We start from the raw sequence: 16,434 nt of genomic DNA, 5'->3' as shown, positions 1-16,434 counted from the left end.
CGGATCAGCCTTCCAGTACTGCGATGCCGGGAAGCTCTTTACCCTCGAGGTATTCGAGGGAAGCGCCGCCGCCGGTGGAAATGTGCGAGAAGCCTTCGTCCGGGATTCCGAGCTGGCGGACAGCCGCAGCAGAGTCGCCGCCGCCGACGACGCTGAACGCGCCCTTGGCGGTTGCTTCGACGATTGCCTCCGCAACACCGCGGGTGCCGGCTTCGAACTTCGGGAACTCGAACACGCCCATCGGGCCGTTCCAGAACACCGTCTTGGCTCCGGTCAGGATCGCGGCAAAGCGCTTGACCGACTCCGGTCCGATGTCCAGACCCATCCAGCCGTCGGGAATCTTGTCGAACGGAACGATCTTCGACTCGGCATCAGCCGAGAAGGAGTCCGCGACAACAACATCCTGAGGGATGTGGATGACGTCCGCGTACCGGTCGAGGAGGCTCTTGCAGGTCTCGATCATGGACTCTTCGCACAGCGAATTGCCAACGGACACACCCTGAGCCGCGAGGAACGTGTAGAACATTCCGCCGCCGATCACCAGTGTGTCGACCTTGGGTGCCAGTGCCTCGATGACGGCCAGCTTGTCCGAGACCTTGGAGCCACCGAGCACCACTGCGTACGGACGCGCCGCGTCCTGCGTGAGCTTGGCGAGCACCTCGACCTCGGCGCCGACGAGGTAACCCGCGTAGTGCGGGAGCAGCTTCGCGACGTCGAAGACCGACGCCTGCTTGCGGTGAACAACACCGAATCCGTCGGAGACGAATGCGCCGTCATCACCGACCAGCTCGACGAGAGCTTTGGCGAGCTTGACCCGCTCGGCTTCGTCCTTGCTGGTCTCGCGAGGGTCGAAACGGATGTTCTCGAGCATCAGGACGTCACCGTCGGTGAGTCCTTCGGAACGAGCCAGCGCGTCCTGTCCCACGACGTCACCGGCGAGTTGCACGTTGCGACCGAGGATTTCGGCCAACTTCGCGGCAACCGGTGCGAGGGAGAACTTGGGATCGGGCTGACCGTCGGGGCGCCCGAGGTGCGCGGTCACGATGACCTTCGCTCCACCCTCGGCAAGTGCCCGCAAGGTGGGAGCGGACGCGACGATGCGGCCCGGGTCCGTGATTTCTCCGCCATCCAACGGGACGTTGAGGTCGGAACGCACCAGTACGGTGCGCCCCTCGACCCCAGCGTCCAGCAGATCCTTCAGCGTCTGAACTGCCACTGTTATCGAAACTCCGCTCAGAGTGACTTGGCGACGAGGCCGATGAGGTCGGCGAGGCGGTTGGAGTAGCCCCACTCGTTGTCGTACCAGGAAACGATCTTGACCTGGTCGTCGATGACCTTCGTCAGACCCGAGTCGAAGATCGACGAGTGCGGGTCGGTGACGATGTCCGACGAGACGATCGGTGCGTCGGTGTACTTGAGGATGCCCTTGAGGGGGCCCTCGGCTGCAGCCTTCATCGCGGCGTTGATCTCGTCAGCGGTAGCCGACTTCTTCAGGTTCGCGGTGAGGTCGGTGACCGAACCCGTGGGGATCGGCACGCGCAGTGCGTAACCGTCGAGCTTGCCGAGCAGCTGCGGGAGAACCAGGCCGATTGCCTTGGCAGCGCCCGTGCCGGTCGGAACGATGTTGAGAGCGGCTGCGCGGGCGCGACGGAGGTCGCTGTGCGGCGCATCCTGAAGGTTCTGATCCTGCGTGTACGCGTGGATCGTGGTCATCAGACCCTTGACGATGCCGAACTCGTCATCGAGGACCTTGGCGATGGGGCCGAGGCAGTTTGTGGTGCACGAGGCGTTGGAGATGATGTTCTGGCTGCCGTCGTACTTGTCGTCGTTGACGCCCATGACGATGGTGATGTCTTCACCCTTGGCCGGAGCCGAGATGATGACCTTCTTCGCGCCGGCTTCGAGGTGTCCCTTGGCCTTTGCTGCGTCGGTGAAGATGCCGGTGGACTCGACGACGACGTCGACGCCCAGCTCGCCCCAGGGAAGCTCGTTCAACGGGCCGCGGTGTGCGAGGGCCTTGATGCGCTGATCGCCGACGACGATCGTGTCGTCACCGTCGAGCGACACGTCGTACGGCAAGCGGCCGAGGATGGAGTCGTACTTCAGCAGGTGAGCGAGCGTCGCGTTGTCAGTCAGGTCGTTGACTGCCACGATCTCGATATCGGTGGTTCCGAGCGCCTTCTGCGCATCCACCGCCCTGAAGAAGTTACGTCCGATACGGCCGAAACCGTTTACGCCAACCCGGACAGTCACAATTCGCTCCTTTGACCATGATTCTGGTGTGCAACTTGACCCACGCAGTTCCGAATCCGTGTGTGCACGACGCGGACGTGGGGTTCATCGGTCGATGTGACCCTTACCCTAATGTGCTTGGCTCCAGAGTGCGCAGCCCACCCTGAAGACCCCGCCGGCGAGGGACCATCATCCCTCTTCGAGTAGCTCCGAGTTGACTGCGGATTCAGTGTCCGGAATGCCGGTTTCCTTCGCCTTGCGATCGGCCATCGACAGCAGACGCCGGATACGCCCCGCGACAGCGTCCTTCGTCATCGGCGGGTCAGCGAGCTGTCCCAACTCCTCGAGCGACGCCTGGCGATGTTCGACGCGCAGGGCACCTGCGGCAGCCAAATGATCCGGAACATCCTCACCGAGGATTTCCAGGGCCCGCTCGACACGCGCGGCGGCCGCCACGGCAGCCCGAGCCGAGCGTCGCAGGTTGGCGTCGTCGAAGTTCGCGAGCCGGTTGGCCGTTGCCCGCACTTCGCGGCGCATCCGACGCTCTTCCCAGACGAGGCGAGTGTCCTGAGCGCCCATCCGGGTCAGGAGGTCACCGATCGCCTCACCGTCGCGGATCACGACGCGATCCGTTCCACGCACTTCGCGGGCCTTCGCCGAGATCCCCAGACGGCGAGCAGCACCGACCAGCGCGAGTGCCGCTTCGGGCCCGGGGCAGCTCACTTCGAGCGCCGAGGACCGGCCTGGTTCGGTCAGGGAACCGTGTGCGAGAAATGCTCCGCGCCAAGCTGCTTCGGCGTCACCGACGCTTCCGCCGACAACCTGAGCCGGCAGGCCGCGGACCGGCCGGCCACGCAGATCGAGCAGCCCGGTCTGGCGTGCGAGGGCTTCGCCTTCCTTGGCAACGCGCACGATGTAGCGGGCTGATTTTCGCAGCCCACCCGCGCTCAACACGTGAACGTCGGCGCTGTAGGTGAAGAGATCGAAGATCTCGCGGCGTAGCCGACGCGCGGTGGATCCCAGATCCACCTCGGCCTCGACGACAACCCGGCCACCGACGATGTGGAGTCCGCCGGCAAATCGGAGCAGTGCGGAGACCTCAGCCTTTCGGCAGCTGACCTGAGTCACCACTAACCGGCTCAGTTCGTCCTTGACCTCCGCTGTCATTGCCACGAAGTGTTCTCCCTCTGTTCTGCTGTTGGATGATCGGTGCCGGCCCCATTGGCCGGTTCGAGAGTGCCTGTCCGCCCGGTCAGTTGGGCGAGGGCCTCGGCGAGTTTCACCGGATCGTGGATATGCGCCGAACCCGCCGCGGTATCGGCGACGTCCGCATATCGGACTTCGGCGTGAAATTGTTGCGCTGCCCGCGCCAGATGTTCACGTTCCCGTCCCGGCGGAACCGACGCAGAATCGACGACGACGTAGTCAACCCGGAAATCGGGCACATGCTGGGAGAGTACGTGCAGGTGACGCTCTGCCGAGAATCCGGCCGTCTCCCCAGGTTCCGGAGCAAGATTGAGAACGAGCACCTTTCGGGCTTCGGTGGACGAGAGAGCATCGACCAATTCCGGGACGAGCACGTGTGGGATGACACTGGAAAACCACGAGCCAGGTCCGAGCACCACGAGGTCAGCTCGTCCGATGGCAGCCACCGCGTCGGGACTCGCGGGCGGATTTGCCGGCAACAGCCGCACGCGTCGCACCTTTCCCGGCGTGGTCGCCACTGCAACCTGACCGCGGATACACCGGCTGACGCGAGGGTCTTCTTCCAAACCCTGAACGTCGGCTTCGATGTCGAGCGCGATCGGCGACATGGGCAGCACCCGCCCGCGCACCCGCAACAGTCGCGCCATCTCGTCGAGCGCCTGAACCGGGTCGCCGAGCACCTCGGTGAGGCCGGCCAGAATCAGGTTGCCCACCGAATGCCCGGCCAACGCGCCGACACCACCGAAACGGTGCTGGATGGTGCGCGTCCAGTCCCTGACATCGGGTTCGTCGGCAGCCAACGCCGCCAGCGCCATCCGAAGGTCACCAGGCGGGATCACACCGAGTTCGGCGCGCAAGCGACCGGACGAGCCGCCGTCGTCTGCGACAGTGACCACGGCAGTCACGTCGAAGGTGAGTCGGCGAACAGCTTGCAGCGTCGCAAACAGTCCGTGACCACCACCGAGAGCGACGACCGCGGGCCCCCGAAGATCCTGCCCCGTCGAACCGCTCATTCGCGGCCCAGATCTCGGTGCACGATGCTGACCGCGATGTCGGCCTCACTGCCCAACTTGCGTGCAAGAGCCTCGGACATGGCCACACTTCGATGTTTCCCACCGGTGCAACCCACAGCAATTGTCATGTAGCGCTTTCCTTCTCGACGATATCCGGCGATCGTCAGGTCGAGCAGATGCAGATAGGTGTCGAGGTAGTCTTCGGCGCCGTCCTGAGACAGGACGTAATCGCGAACGCCGGCCTCCTGGCCGGTGTGATCGCGGAGTTCGGGAATCCAATGCGGATTGGGCAGGAAACGCACGTCGCACACGAGATCCGCGTCGATGGGCAAACCGTATTTGAACCCGAACGACTGCACGGTGACCTTCATGGTTCGGTTCGCCTCGACCCCGAAAGCCGTTTCGATCTTCTGCCGCAATTGATGTGCCTTGAGCGCAGACGTGTCGATCACCAAGTCGGCGGCAGCCTTGACCACGGCCAACTGCCGACGCTCCGCGGCGATACCTTCTGCGAGTGTGCCATCGACGCCCTCGTTCTGAAGCGGGTGGCTACGGCGAACCTGCTCGAACCGCCTGATCAGAACGTCGTCGGACGCCTCCAGATAGAGGACACGCGTGTGGATCGGCGCGGCTTCCAATTCCATGAGGACCGAGCCGAGATCACCGGTGAACAGTCGAGACCGCACGTCGATCACCACGGCAAGTCGGTCAACCGGTGGATCAGACGTCAGGCTCAATCCGACCATTCGCGAGATCAATTCGGGCGGTAGGTTGTCCGCTACATACCAGCCGAGGTCTTCGAGAACCTTGGCTGCAGTACTCAGTCCGGCGCCGGACAATCCCGTGACCAAGAGAAAGTCCATGGTTCGGCTGTCGTTTGCGCTGTCTGTGGTCACTCGGCACTCTGCCCCGTCGTCGATATGGATGGTTCGCTCGACACGGAGTCCGGTAACTGCCGAACCAGCTGATCCGACATTTCGAACTCCACGTCCTGTTTATCATCCCCTACCCCGCCCGGCAGCGCTTCCGCTCGGTTGACGGTCTGTGCAGGTTCCCCGCCCAAAGCGTCGAGTACGGCCCGCGCCGTAGCGGCACCGATGCCGGGGACCTCCATGATTTCCTCGACGGTCGCGGTCTTGAGTTTTGCCACGGAACCAAAATGGGACACGAGCGCGGTTCGCCGGGTCTCCCCCAGTCCCTTGACCGAATCGAGCACCGACGCCGTCATGCGACGCGAGCGCTTGCTGCGGTGGAAGGTGATGGCAAAGCGGTGCGCTTCGTCGCGGATTCGTTGCAGCAAGTACAGCGATTCACTGGTCCGAGGCAGGATCACCGGATCCTCCTCGTTAGGCACCCACACTTCTTCGAGTCGTTTCGCGAGTCCGACGACGGCTACGTCGGTGACACCGAGCTCGTCGAGCACGGCGGCGGCGGCATTGACCTGCGGCGCACCACCGTCAACCACAAACAGATTGGGCGGATAGGCAAAGCGTCGTGGTCGACCGGTCTGAGGATCGATCGCCGCTTCCGGCGCCAGGTCGCCGCCGTCCGCGTCCATACCTGCGGCCGAATTGGCCAGGATTCCGAGGTCACGGTTGTGTCGGAGGAACCGTCGACGCGTGATCTCGGCGATGCTCGCGACGTCGTCCGAGTGCCCGTCGCCTGCAGCTTCCTTGATCGCGTAATGGCGGTAATCGGATTTGCGGGGCAAGCCGTCCTCGAACACGACGAGCGAGGCAACCACGTCGGTGCCCTGAACGTGACTGATGTCGACACACTCGATTCGCAGCGGCGCCGAGTCCAGATCGAGGGCTTCCTGGATACCTTGAAGCGCAGCCGATCGTGACGTGAAATCTCCCGCTCGCTTGAGTTTGTGTTGCGCCAGAGCTTCTTTCGCGTTGCGCTGCACGGTTTCGGCGAGATCCTTCTTGTCGCCGCGCTGCGGAACTCGCAGCTGAACCTGAGAACCACGAAGGGTGCTGAGCCACACCTGGATCTCAGCGGCGTTGGGAGGAAGTACCGGAACCAGCACCTCGCGAGGAACGGCGCTCGAACCCGATTCCGGGTCGCTCCCCGGTTCGAGGGATGCCTGCTCGCCGTAGAACTGGGTCAGGAACTGCTCGACCAGAATCGGGAGGTCGGAGTCTGCGTCGAGAGCTGCCCAGTCGATGGCGTCACCGGCCTTCTCCACTACCCAGCCGCGTTGACCCCGCACCCGACCGCCGCGCACGTGGAATACCTGGACCGCGGCCTCGAGGTCATCAGTCGCAAACGCGACGAGGTCGGCATCGGTGCCGTCGCCGAGCACGACGGCCTGCTTTTCGAGCGCCTTGCGGAGGGCTCCGATATCGTCGCGTAGTCGCGCCGCGGTCTCGAAATCGAGGTCATCGGACGCCTGCTGCATTTTCTTCTCGAGGTCACGCACCAACTTGTCTGTGCGCCCGGCGAGGAAGTCGCAGAAGTCCTCGACGATCTGCCGGTGTTCCTGGGGGCTGACACGGCCCACACACGGCGCAGAGCATTTGTCGATGTACCCGAGCAGACACGGTCTGCCGATCTGGTTGTGGCGCTTGAACACTCCGGCGGAACACGTGCGGGCCGGGAACACCCGAAGTAATAGGTCGAGTGTTTCTCGGATGGCCCACGCGTGCGAGTACGGACCGAAGTACCTGACACCCTTGCGCCGTGGACCGCGGTAGACGAACAGCCGCGGAAACTCTTCGTTCAGCGTGACCGCAAGAACGGGATACGTCTTGTCGTCGCGATAGCGAACATTGAACCGTGGATCGAACTCCTTGATCCAGTTGTATTCGAGTTGTAGCGCTTCGACTTCGGTGCTGACGACCGTCCACTCGACGCTGCCGGCCGTGGTCACCATCTGCCTGGTGCGGGGATGAAGCGTCGTGACGTCCGCGAAGTACGAGTTCAGACGCGAACGAAGGCTCTTGGCCTTGCCGACGTAGATGACCCGACCATGCGGATCACGAAATTTGTAGACGCCAGGCGCCACCGGGATTGTTCCGGTGGCGGGGCGATAAGTCGAAGGATCCGGCACAGTTCCACGTTAGTCGTCGCCACCGACCGATTCGGAAACACGCAGGTGGTGTCCGACGAATCGGCCTGGCGAACGTCAGTTGCTTTCGTGTGCTGCCGGGGCGTAGCGGTCAGCGATTTCGCGCAGCTTCACGACGGCGTCCACCGCGTATTCGCGGTCGTTGGACTGGATCGCCATGACCGGCATGTACTCGTCGTCCGGCAGTTCGATCCTGGCCCACGCGGCACCGTCAGGGAACGACAGGCCTTCGAACAGATCCCACTCGACGATCTTCTCGCCGAGAATGTTGCGAACCGCGATACCCCGTTGACCCGCTCGCACCCGAGGGCGGGTGAGCAGCAGAACACCACCGGCGAGAACACAGCCGATCGTGGCCATCGCAAGCTGATCGGCCGCGCGGAAGTACACGCCGGTCGATCCGCTTCGCAGCGAGACTGCCAGAGTGACGTGGACGATGACCAGGAGAGCCGCAACCCCGATCGCGTATCGCGTCGACTTGCGCGGTTTCGCGATCAGTTCCCAGTTGTCGTCAGGTGTGCTCATCGAAACGAATCCTCAGTCCATGGCTGTCGTAGGTGGCGCAAGGTGACCGCCGTGTCCAATGCTGCGGCACAGGCCTGCGCACCCTTGTCCTCGACACTACCGGGCAAACCGGAACGATCCAGGGCCTGCTGTTCGGTATCGGTGGTCAGGACGCCGTTGCCGACCGGTGTGCTCTCGTCGAGCGAGACCCGCGTCAGACCAGCTGTCACCGCGTCACAGACGTACTCGAAATGCGGTGTACCACCGCGAATGACCACACCGAGCGCAACAACGGCATCGTGCGTCCTGGCCAACGCCTGTGCAACGACGGGCAGTTCGATGGCGCCGGCGACGCGGATCAACGTCACATCTTTGATCTGCGCCTCTGCGGCCACCCGCTGAGCACCCGCGATCAGCGCTTCGGAAATTGTCGCGTGCCACTGCCCCGCAACGATCGCCAGTTTCAAGTCCTTCGCTTCGGCGATAGCCAGCTGGGGCTGTCCCTCACCGCTCATACCGCACCGTCCTGCTTGACGGCTTCCTGAGCGGCTTCGTACTCGTCGAGTCCGATCAAATCGTGGCCCATCCGGTCGCGCTTGGTGCGCAGGTACGTGAGGTTCTCGGCGTTGGCACGCAGCGGCATCGGAACCCGGTCGGTTATCTGCAGTCCGTAACCGTCCAGGCCGACACGCTTGGCCGGGTTGTTGGTCAGCAGACGCATCGACGAGATGCCCAGATCTACGAGGATCTGCGCGCCGATGCCGTAGTCACGGGCGTCAGCGGGGAGCCCGAGTTCGAGATTGGCGTCGACCGTGTCTGAGCCGGCGTCCTGCAACTGGTAAGCCTGCAGCTTGTGCATCAGGCCGATTCCACGACCCTCGTGTCCGCGCATGTACAGAACGACGCCGCGGCCTTCCTGCGCCACCATGTCCAGTGCGGCATCGAGCTGCGGACCACAATCGCAGCGCAGTGAGCCGAACACGTCACCGGTCAGGCACTCGGAGTGCACGCGCACGAGAACATCGCTGCCGTCACCGTCGGGGCCGGCGATGTCGCCGCGCACCAGCGCAACGTGTTCGACCTCGTCGTAGATGCTGGTGTAGCCGACTGCGGTGAACTCACCGTGACGCGTCGGGATACGGGCTTCGGCAATGCGGACGACGTGCTTTTCGTGCTTACGACGCCACGCGATGAGATCGGCAATCGAGATCAACGCCAGGTTGTGCTCGTCGGCGAACACGCGCAACTCGTCCGTCTGAGCCATTGCGCCTTCGTCCTTCTGACTGACGATTTCGCAGATGACACCGGCGGGACGAAGATCAGCCATACGAGCCAAATCGACTGCGGCTTCGGTATGTCCGGGACGACGGAGAACTCCGCCTTCCTTCGCCCGCAAGGGGACGACGTGGCCGGGACGAGTGAAATCGTTGGCACCGGAGTTGGGGTCGGCGAGCAGACGCATGGTCGCAGCGCGATCCGACGCCGAGATACCGGTGCCGATTCCCTCACGGGCGTCGACGGTCACCGTGTATGCAGTGCCGTGCTTGTCCTGATTGGTGGCGTACATCGGGGGCAGGCCCAGACGGTCGCAGTCGTTTCCGTCGAGCGGAACACAGAGATAACCGGACGTGTACCGAACCATGAACGCCACCAGTTCAGGAGTGGCTTTCTCTGCGGCGAAGATCAGGTCGCCCTCGTTCTCACGATCCTCGTCGTCCACAACGACAACAGCTTTACCTGCAGCGATATCTGCTACTGCGCGCTCGATACTGTCGAACCTGGTCACGTGCTCGCACTCCAAAGTCTTGACTACTAGTCATCATCGAAAACAACGAGTACATCCGATGTGGATGCACCGACAACCCTACTGGCCAAGCCTACTGACCAACCCTGTTACCAACCCTACGACCGTCCGTCAAGACCCGATCGAGGCGGTCCTACCTACCGGCAGCGTGCAACCGTTCGACGTATTTCGCGATCACGTCGACCTCGAGATTGACCGGTGTGCCGATCGTCGCGGTTCCGAGTGTCGTCAACTCCAGCGTCGTCGGAATGAGCGAGATCTCGAAGTACTCGAACCCACGCTCACCTCCCAGCGCCGACACCGTCAGGGACACACCGTCCACGGTGATCGAACCCTTCTCCACGACGTACCGCGAGATGGACTCGGGCAGCGAAATCCGCACGATCTCCCAGTTCTCGGACGGCGAACGGGAGATGACGTGGCCGGTACCGTCGACGTGGCCCTGCACGAGATGTCCACCGAGACGGCTGTTGAGTGCTGCTGCGCGCTCGAGATTGACGCGGCTGCCGACAGCCAAGCTCGCGAGGCTCGAACGGTTCAGCGTCTCCTGCATGACGTCTGCAGTGAAGGAACCGTCGTCGAGTACGTCGACAACCGTGAGGCAGACGCCGTTCACCGCGATGGAATCACCGTGACCGGCGTCGGAGGTGACCAACGGTCCGCGCACCGTGAAGCGCGCGGCGTCGACCAGTTCTTCCTTGGCGACAACTTCGCCGAGTTCTTCAACAATTCCAGTGAACACGCGTGCCTACTCCTCGTTCCCCGGAGCGGAATTCTCCGGAACCAGACTCAACAAAATATCGGGGCCAATCGTTACCGCGGACTCCAAGTGGAACCGGCGAGCATCGGCGATGGTGTGTACTCCCGCGTCGACCAGCGCCGACGCTCCCCCGCCGAGCAGGATCGGAGCGATGTACGCCTCGATGACGTCGACATACCCTGCGGCCAGGAATGCACCCGCCAGGCGTGGTCCGCCTTCGAGCAGCACGTCCGTATATTCGGTGAGCGCCTCGACAACCTCGTCGATACTCTCCGTATTCAAGATCAGCGTCGGAGCCGCGTCGTCGAGAATCCTTGCAGTCGAGGGTATTTCACGCTTCCCGACTACCACGCGCACCGGCTGATGGGCCGCGAGGTCCCCCGTCGGCTGACGCGCGGTCAACCAGGGATCGTCTGCAAAGACCGTGCCGGTACCCACCACGATTGCGTCGACCTGCGCCCGCTGGGCATGTACGCGTGCTCGAGCAGCCGGACCCGTGATCCATTGACTCGTGCCGTCTTCGGCAGCGCTGCGGCCGTCGAGGCTCGCCGCGTACTTCCACGTGATGTGCGGACGGCCGGTGCGCTGCTTGTGCAGCCAGGCGCGCAGCGGACCCGCTTCGACCTCAGCCGCTCGTAGTCCGGACGTGACCGAGATTCCGGCGCGCATCAGCGTCGCTGCACCACCGGACGCTTCAGGATTGGGGTCGCCGACGGCATAAACCACGGCCGCCACACCGGCGTCGATCAACGCCTGTGAACACGGCCCGGTCCGCCCCTGATGGTTGCAAGGTTCGAGCGTGACCACCGCCGTGCCGCCGCGCGCTGCCCGGCCGGCTTCGGTAAGAGCCACGATCTCCGCATGCGGACCACCTGGGGGCTGAGTCATGCCCACGCCCGCAATGGTTCCGTCGGCGCCCAGAATGACGGCGCCCACGGGCGGGTTGGGGCTGGTGAACCCGCGTGCGGAATCAGCAGCAGTCAACGCGATCTGCATTGCGGCGTCGAGATCAGAACTCGACACCGGAACAGCCTTTGCCATGTCGGTGTTCTCAGACCGACAGCGTCAGGTGCGGCGACGCGGATGCGGCCTGCGCACGAAGCTTGCGCACAGCTTCTCCGGGGTCACTCGCGCCGTACACAGCGCTACCGGCGACAAAGCAATCGATGCCCGCTTCTGCGGCCTGTTCGATCGTGTCCGCGTTGATGCCGCCGTCGATCTCGACAAGCAGTTTCAGCTCGCCCGAGTCGACGAGCTTACGAATCGTGCGGGCCTTCTCGAGGACCTGCGGCATGAAGGACTGCCCACCGAAGCCTGGCTCGACGCTCATGATCAGCAACGTGTCGAAATCTTTGAGGATTTCGAGGTAAGGCTCGATGTCGGTTCCTGGCTTGATGCTCAGACCTGCTTTGGAACCGGCAGCGCGAATGTCGCGGGCAACCGAACGCGGATCATCGGTGGCTTCGGCGTGGAACGTGACGTTGTATGCACCGGCCTCGGCATACGGCGGCGCCCAGCGCTCGGGGTTGTCGATCATCAGATGGCAGTCGAGCGGAATATCCGTTGCCTTGAGCAGGCTTTCGACCACCGGAAGACCCAGTGTCAGATTCGGAACGAAATGCGCGTCCATCACGTCGACGTGAAGCCAATCAGAACCGGCAACGGCGGCCGCTTCGTCGGCGAGGCGTGCAAAATCGGCGGACAGAATGGACGGTGCAATCATCGGGGAAGCCACGTGCCCGAGTTTAGCCGTGGCGTCTGCGCCCCTGTGCACGCCCGTCGGTGCGGTCGAAAATCTGTCAGTGCTTGACTGCGGCGCGAAGCTTGCGCACCTTCGACGGAGCCTTGATCCGCCATGCGTCCTCGAGCATTTCCGCCAACTGATCCTCCTCGATCAGTTCGAGGTGCACCAGGATCGAACCGTGCCCGTGGTAGTGATCCGTCGTGAAGAACGGCGCTTCCCCACTGGCGAGCAGCGCCTCTTTCTCGTCCAGACCACACATCACGACCAATGCGCCCTCGGCTTCGGTTCGCAAGCGCGCAAATGTCTTGCCTGCCACCTTGAGTGCCGGGGTGTTGTACGACGTCGATTCCTCCACTGACGGAAGCGCCGAAGCGAGTACGACAACCTGTTCCCACGTAACCATGGAGGGAACCATACGACTCCGGGGGCCGGAAGTCACCTCCCCACCCCTGTGCGCCGTTTTGGTCGGTCCCGCTACCAAAACGGCGCACAGCTACCTACGCCAGTGGTTTACGCAATGCCGCCATGAACATTGCATCCGTGCCATGGCGGTGCGGCCACAATTGAACCGAATTGCCGTCGCCGACGTCCGGCACACCGGGCACCAGCTCCTTGGTGTCGAGTTCGACGACGCCATGACGGCGGACCGCATCGGCAACAACGGCCAGCGTTTCCGACAAGTGCGGCGAGCACGTGGAGTACAGCACCACACCACCGGGACGCACCAATTCGATTGCCGCGGCGAGCAATTCACGCTGCAACTTCACCAGCGGGGCGACATCCGACGGTTGGCGACGCCACCGCGCTTCCGGACGCCGACGCAACGCGCCCAGTCCGGTGCACGGCGCGTCGACGAGGATGCGGTCGTAGCCGGGTTCGAGGCCAGACTCGCGGCCGTCCGCCACGTGTACGTCGACGGGTAGCTCACGGGTGGTCTTGCGGATCAGTTCCGCGCGGTGGGCGACGGGCTCGACGGCGTCGAGGCGCCCACCGTCGATTCCTGCCAGTGCTCCGAGAAGCGCTGCTTTGCCGCCGGGACCAGCGCAGAGATCGAGCCAGCGGCCACCGTCGTCACCGTCGATCGGTGCGAGAGTCAGGGCGCGAGCAACCAGCTGGCTGCCTTCGTCCTGCACACCGGCCAAGCCCTGACGCACCGCATCGAGCTGGCCAGGATCGCCGCCGTCGAGATGCACGGCGTACGGCGAATACGGGCCGATCTCGCCGCCGGTGACCAGCGCCAGCTCTTCGGCCGAGATTTCGCCGGGTCGCGCAACGAGGTGCACGGCGGGGCGGGCGTCGTCGGCAATCAGGACGTCTTCGAGTTCACCGGCCGCAGCACCGAGCGAATCGGCGAAGACCTGTGCGATCCACACCGGGTGCGCGTGCTCGAACGCGAGGTGCCCGATCGGGTCCTTCGGCGCCAGCAGTTCCACCCACTCGTCCTGAGTGCGTTCGGACACCCGGCGCAGTACCGCGTTGACGAATCCTGCTCGCCCCTGGCCGGATTCAGCGCGCGCGAGGTCGACGGACGTTGCGACGGCAGCGTGCGGCGCGACGCGCGTGCGCAGCAGTTGGTAAGAACCCAACCGCAGCACGTCGAGAAGGTTGCCGTCGATTTCCTCGATCGGACGACCCGACGCGTGCACGATCACAGCGTCGAGCAACCCCTGCGCGCGGGCAGCGCCGTACGCCAGTTCTGTTGCCAAGGCAGCATCGCGGGAGTCGAGTTTGCGATCGCGTAGCAATCCGGGCAGAACCAAGTTTGCGTAAGCGTCGCGCTCACGGACCGCGCGCAGCACGTCGAGGGCTGCGAGACGCGGCTGATCGAGTCCAGCCGTCGGATCGGGCCGCTTGGCCTGCTTCGGCTTGTTGTTTCGCGACCCGTTCCGCTTGTCGCCGGGGCCTTGGGCCTGGCGGGCTGGTCGTCGTGATTCGGTCATGCTGCTCGTACCTCCGCGTCGAGTCGGGCACCGCGTGCCCAGTCCCCTGCCGACATCAATTTCTTGCCCGGGGGCTGTATCTGCCCGAGTCGCACCGCCGTCGTAGCGGTACCGATGTACAGACCGTCCTTACGTACTGCGATCTCGCCGACTGCCAGTACGTCGTCAGTCACGGTGACCGGTCCGAGCTTGACCCGCAGGTCACCGATCATCGTCCACGCGCCCGGCGCAGGCGTGACCGCCCGAATGTGGCGGTCAACGGCCGCAGCGGGACGATCCCAGCGCACCCGGGCCGCGTCGACGGTCACCTTCGGCGCGTACGAGACTCCGTCGTCGGATTGGGGAACCGCCGTGATTGCACCGGCTTCGATTCCGTCGAGCACTGATTCGAGCAGGCCGGCGCCACCTTCGGCCAGTCGCCCCAGGAGATCGCCGGCAGTGTCGGTGTCGCGGATGCGTTCGGTCATCACGCCGTACACCGGTCCGGTGTCCATGCCCGCTTCGAGGCGGAAGGCGCTGGCACCGGTGACCTCGTCACCGGCGCTGATCGCTGCCTGTACCGGCGCAGCACCACGCCACGCGGGAAGCAGTGAGAAGTGCAGGTTCACCCAACCGAACTTCGGGATGTCGAGTACGTTCTGCGGCAACAGATTTCCGTAAGCGACAACGGGCGCGCAGTCCGGCTCGTAGCTTTTCAGCTCGGCCGCGAATTCGGGATCTGACGCCTTGGCGGGAGTCAACACCGGAATGCCGTGTTCGTCCGCGAGCATGCCGATGGGTGACCGGGTGACTTTCCGTCCGCGACCGGCGACGGCGTCAGGACGCGTCACCACGGCAACGACCTCGTGATTGGCCGACTCGATGAGTCGACGCAAGGACGGGACGGCAGGTTCCGGCGTTCCGGCGAATACAACGCGCATGTCAGCCCTCCCTATTCTCAGGGCTGCAGAGACTGTGATCAGCTCGCTGGCCGCTCGAACGTGGTGGACTGCAAGTCACGAAAGCGCTCCCGGATTTTGTACGAATGGAACCCCCAGTCTAGGGAGTGCTGAGCCCAGCTTGTACCGCGCGGCATATCGGTCGTGACTGTCGGCAACTTCTGGGGTCGTAATCGATTGCAGAAGTCAGGAATTTGCGTCGATCACCACTTGCGGAATATCGGTGCCGAGCGGGACGGCCGTACACGGTGCGTGCCGCTCGGCATCGGGATCGAGCGAGGTGCGGATGATGTCGATCACGTAGGGGTCGTACGGCATCCGGAAGTGCCCGGTCAGGTTCTGCGGGCACAGGTCCTGCAGGACGATGTTCTCAGCGCCGGAATCTCGCAGCGCGATGTTGCTCGACGGCTGGATCACTTCGTCGACCTGCGAGCCGATGGTGGTGTATCGCACCCCTGGCACGGTGTCGCCGCCGTTGTTGAGACTGCGCAGCAGATCCGATCCCTCCATCTGCTCGCGCACGGCAACCGAGAAAGTGTCCTCGACAAATTCTTCGCCGCCGGGTATTGCCCGTACGAGTGGCACGAGCCCGAACATCACACCGCCGTACGTCGGCGAGGCCAGCCCGATCCAGTGGTCGACAAACTGCGAACCACCAAGTTTGTTGGTGTAGTACCGAGTTACCGTGGCGCCCTGCGAGTACCCGATGACGTCGACGCGATCAGCGCCCGTCCTCGATCTCACCTGATCGACAAAGGCACTGAATTCGCTTGCGCTCGAGACGATGTCGCCGACGCCGAAAGTGTCTTCCTCGGGATCCCCGCCGTAGTTGAGAACAAAAACGCAATAGCCATCGGCAGCGAGGGCCGGCGCCACAGCCGCCCAGTCGGTGTACGCCTGAGTGTCCGTTCCATGTGCAAGCAACACCGGACGTGGATGCTCGGCCGTGGGCCTGCAGTCGAAATTATTGGACCCGGCCGGCGCCGAATCGGGGTGAGTCTCTGCATATGCGGTTGCCGCGTGACGGCTTATCTGTGCCGGTCCGACGTGTGTGGGAACGCTCGCCCCGGACTGCGCGCCGGCAACACTTGGTAGCGCCACCAGACAGGCGCTAGCCAACACCAATCCTGCAATTCTTGTTCTACCCGACATAGTTCAGCACTCCCGCCCCGATCCCGATCCACACCAAGGCCAATCATAAGTGCAGACGAACACGCATC

General features: G+C 63.8%; 16 protein-coding genes. All 16 read right to left on the bottom strand.

Translation table 11 applies throughout. The annotated features are described in order from the left end of the window. Window positions 1-4: 4 nt before the first annotated feature. Window positions 5-1,216 carry a phosphoglycerate kinase gene (locus CJ178_RS04960; protein ID WP_033232130.1) on the bottom strand — a complete coding sequence of 404 codons (1,212 nt, stop codon included), beginning with the start codon at window positions 1,214-1,216 and terminating at the stop codon, window positions 5-7. A 17-nt stretch (window positions 1,217-1,233) separates the two neighbouring features. After that, window positions 1,234-2,253, bottom strand: a complete 1,020-nt coding sequence (gap, locus tag CJ178_RS04955; RefSeq protein ID WP_033232131.1) for a type I glyceraldehyde-3-phosphate dehydrogenase — start codon at window positions 2,251-2,253, stop codon at window positions 1,234-1,236. Window positions 2,254-2,421: 168 nt separating this feature from the next. Continuing rightward, window positions 2,422-3,399 (bottom strand): DNA-binding protein WhiA, encoded by a 978-nt coding sequence (whiA, locus tag CJ178_RS04950; RefSeq protein ID WP_172935629.1) that lies wholly within the window; start codon window positions 3,397-3,399, stop codon window positions 2,422-2,424. Further along, a complete protein-coding gene (locus tag CJ178_RS04945) occupies window positions 3,396-4,451 on the bottom strand; it encodes a gluconeogenesis factor YvcK family protein (protein ID WP_095886256.1) in 1,056 nt (351 codons plus the stop codon). Before CJ178_RS04945 ends, whiA begins: the two co-directional genes overlap by 4 nt. Then, window positions 4,448-5,347, bottom strand: a complete 900-nt coding sequence (gene rapZ, locus CJ178_RS04940) for an RNase adapter RapZ (RefSeq protein ID WP_172935485.1) — start codon at window positions 5,345-5,347, stop codon at window positions 4,448-4,450. The genes CJ178_RS04945 and rapZ overlap by 4 nt, the downstream gene beginning before the upstream one ends. Beyond that, a complete protein-coding gene (uvrC, locus tag CJ178_RS04935) occupies window positions 5,344-7,506 on the bottom strand; it encodes an excinuclease ABC subunit UvrC (RefSeq protein ID WP_095886255.1) in 2,163 nt (720 codons plus the stop codon). The genes rapZ and uvrC overlap by 4 nt, the downstream gene beginning before the upstream one ends. Window positions 7,507-7,581: 75 nt before the next feature. Continuing rightward, the gene (locus CJ178_RS04930; protein ID WP_033232135.1) at window positions 7,582-8,049 is read right to left on the bottom strand and encodes a PH domain-containing protein; all 468 of its coding nucleotides are present in this window, start codon (window positions 8,047-8,049) and stop codon (window positions 7,582-7,584) included. Then, window positions 8,046-8,543 carry a 6,7-dimethyl-8-ribityllumazine synthase gene (gene ribH / locus CJ178_RS04925; protein ID WP_045067685.1) on the bottom strand — a complete coding sequence of 166 codons (498 nt, stop codon included), beginning with the start codon at window positions 8,541-8,543 and terminating at the stop codon, window positions 8,046-8,048. The genes CJ178_RS04930 and ribH overlap by 4 nt, the downstream gene beginning before the upstream one ends. After that, window positions 8,540-9,814, bottom strand: a complete 1,275-nt coding sequence (locus CJ178_RS04920; protein ID WP_033232137.1) for a bifunctional 3,4-dihydroxy-2-butanone-4-phosphate synthase/GTP cyclohydrolase II — start codon at window positions 9,812-9,814, stop codon at window positions 8,540-8,542. The genes ribH and CJ178_RS04920 overlap by 4 nt, the downstream gene beginning before the upstream one ends. 151 nt (window positions 9,815-9,965) lie before the next feature. Further along, window positions 9,966-10,574: a riboflavin synthase gene (locus tag CJ178_RS04915; RefSeq protein WP_033232138.1), complete on the bottom strand. Its 609-nt coding sequence runs from the start codon at window positions 10,572-10,574 to the stop codon at window positions 9,966-9,968. Window positions 10,575-10,580: 6 nt separating this feature from the next. Then, complete coding sequence (ribD, locus tag CJ178_RS04910) at window positions 10,581-11,633, bottom strand: bifunctional diaminohydroxyphosphoribosylaminopyrimidine deaminase/5-amino-6-(5-phosphoribosylamino)uracil reductase RibD (RefSeq protein ID WP_033232139.1); 1,053 nt, start codon at window positions 11,631-11,633, stop codon at window positions 10,581-10,583. A 10-nt stretch (window positions 11,634-11,643) separates the two neighbouring features. Next, entirely contained in the window at window positions 11,644-12,327 is a 684-nt protein-coding gene (gene rpe, locus CJ178_RS04905; protein ID WP_033232252.1) for a ribulose-phosphate 3-epimerase, read from the bottom strand. A 64-nt stretch (window positions 12,328-12,391) separates the two neighbouring features. Beyond that, window positions 12,392-12,739 carry an MmcQ/YjbR family DNA-binding protein gene (locus CJ178_RS04900; RefSeq protein ID WP_033232253.1) on the bottom strand — a complete coding sequence of 116 codons (348 nt, stop codon included), beginning with the start codon at window positions 12,737-12,739 and terminating at the stop codon, window positions 12,392-12,394. A 94-nt stretch (window positions 12,740-12,833) separates the two neighbouring features. After that, window positions 12,834-14,276: an RsmB/NOP family class I SAM-dependent RNA methyltransferase gene (locus CJ178_RS04895; RefSeq protein ID WP_095886254.1), complete on the bottom strand. Its 1,443-nt coding sequence runs from the start codon at window positions 14,274-14,276 to the stop codon at window positions 12,834-12,836. Beyond that, window positions 14,273-15,196, bottom strand: a complete 924-nt coding sequence (gene fmt, locus CJ178_RS04890) for a methionyl-tRNA formyltransferase (RefSeq protein WP_095886253.1) — start codon at window positions 15,194-15,196, stop codon at window positions 14,273-14,275. Before fmt ends, CJ178_RS04895 begins: the two co-directional genes overlap by 4 nt. 204 nt (window positions 15,197-15,400) lie before the next feature. Then, window positions 15,401-16,366, bottom strand: a complete 966-nt coding sequence (locus CJ178_RS04885) for an esterase/lipase family protein (protein ID WP_095886252.1) — start codon at window positions 16,364-16,366, stop codon at window positions 15,401-15,403. Between the last annotated feature and the right edge of the window lie 68 nt (window positions 16,367-16,434).

Origin of the sequence: Rhodococcus sp. ACPA4, assembly GCF_002300185.1 — a bacterium.
Classification (GTDB): domain Bacteria; phylum Actinomycetota; class Actinomycetes; order Mycobacteriales; family Mycobacteriaceae; genus Rhodococcus_F; species Rhodococcus_F globerula.
The sequence above is the reverse complement of the archived record's forward strand: the minus strand, read 5'-3'. Positions and strand labels throughout refer to the sequence as shown.

Bases quoted from the DNA above. Each gene is read 5' to 3' on its own strand.
- whiA (WP_172935629.1), bottom strand. From the start codon at position 3,399: ATGACAGCGGAGGTCAAGGACGAACTGAGCCGGTTAGTGGTGACTCAG.
- CJ178_RS04945 (WP_095886256.1), bottom strand. From the start codon at position 4,451: ATGAGCGGTTCGACGGGGCAGGATCTTCGGGGGCCCGCGGTCGTCGCT.
- CJ178_RS04930 (WP_033232135.1), bottom strand. From the start codon at position 8,049: ATGAGCACACCTGACGACAACTGGGAACTGATCGCGAAACCGCGCAAG.
- ribH (WP_045067685.1), bottom strand. From the start codon at position 8,543: ATGAGCGGTGAGGGACAGCCCCAGCTGGCTATCGCCGAAGCGAAGGAC.
- ribD (WP_033232139.1), bottom strand. From the start codon at position 11,633: ATGGCAAAGGCTGTTCCGGTGTCGAGTTCTGATCTCGACGCCGCAATG.
- CJ178_RS04900 (WP_033232253.1), bottom strand. From the start codon at position 12,739: ATGGTTACGTGGGAACAGGTTGTCGTACTCGCTTCGGCGCTTCCGTCA.
- CJ178_RS04895 (WP_095886254.1), bottom strand. From the start codon at position 14,276: ATGACCGAATCACGACGACCAGCCCGCCAGGCCCAAGGCCCCGGCGAC.
- fmt (WP_095886253.1), bottom strand. From the start codon at position 15,196: ATGCGCGTTGTATTCGCCGGAACGCCGGAACCTGCCGTCCCGTCCTTG.
- CJ178_RS04885 (WP_095886252.1), bottom strand. From the start codon at position 16,366: ATGTCGGGTAGAACAAGAATTGCAGGATTGGTGTTGGCTAGCGCCTGT.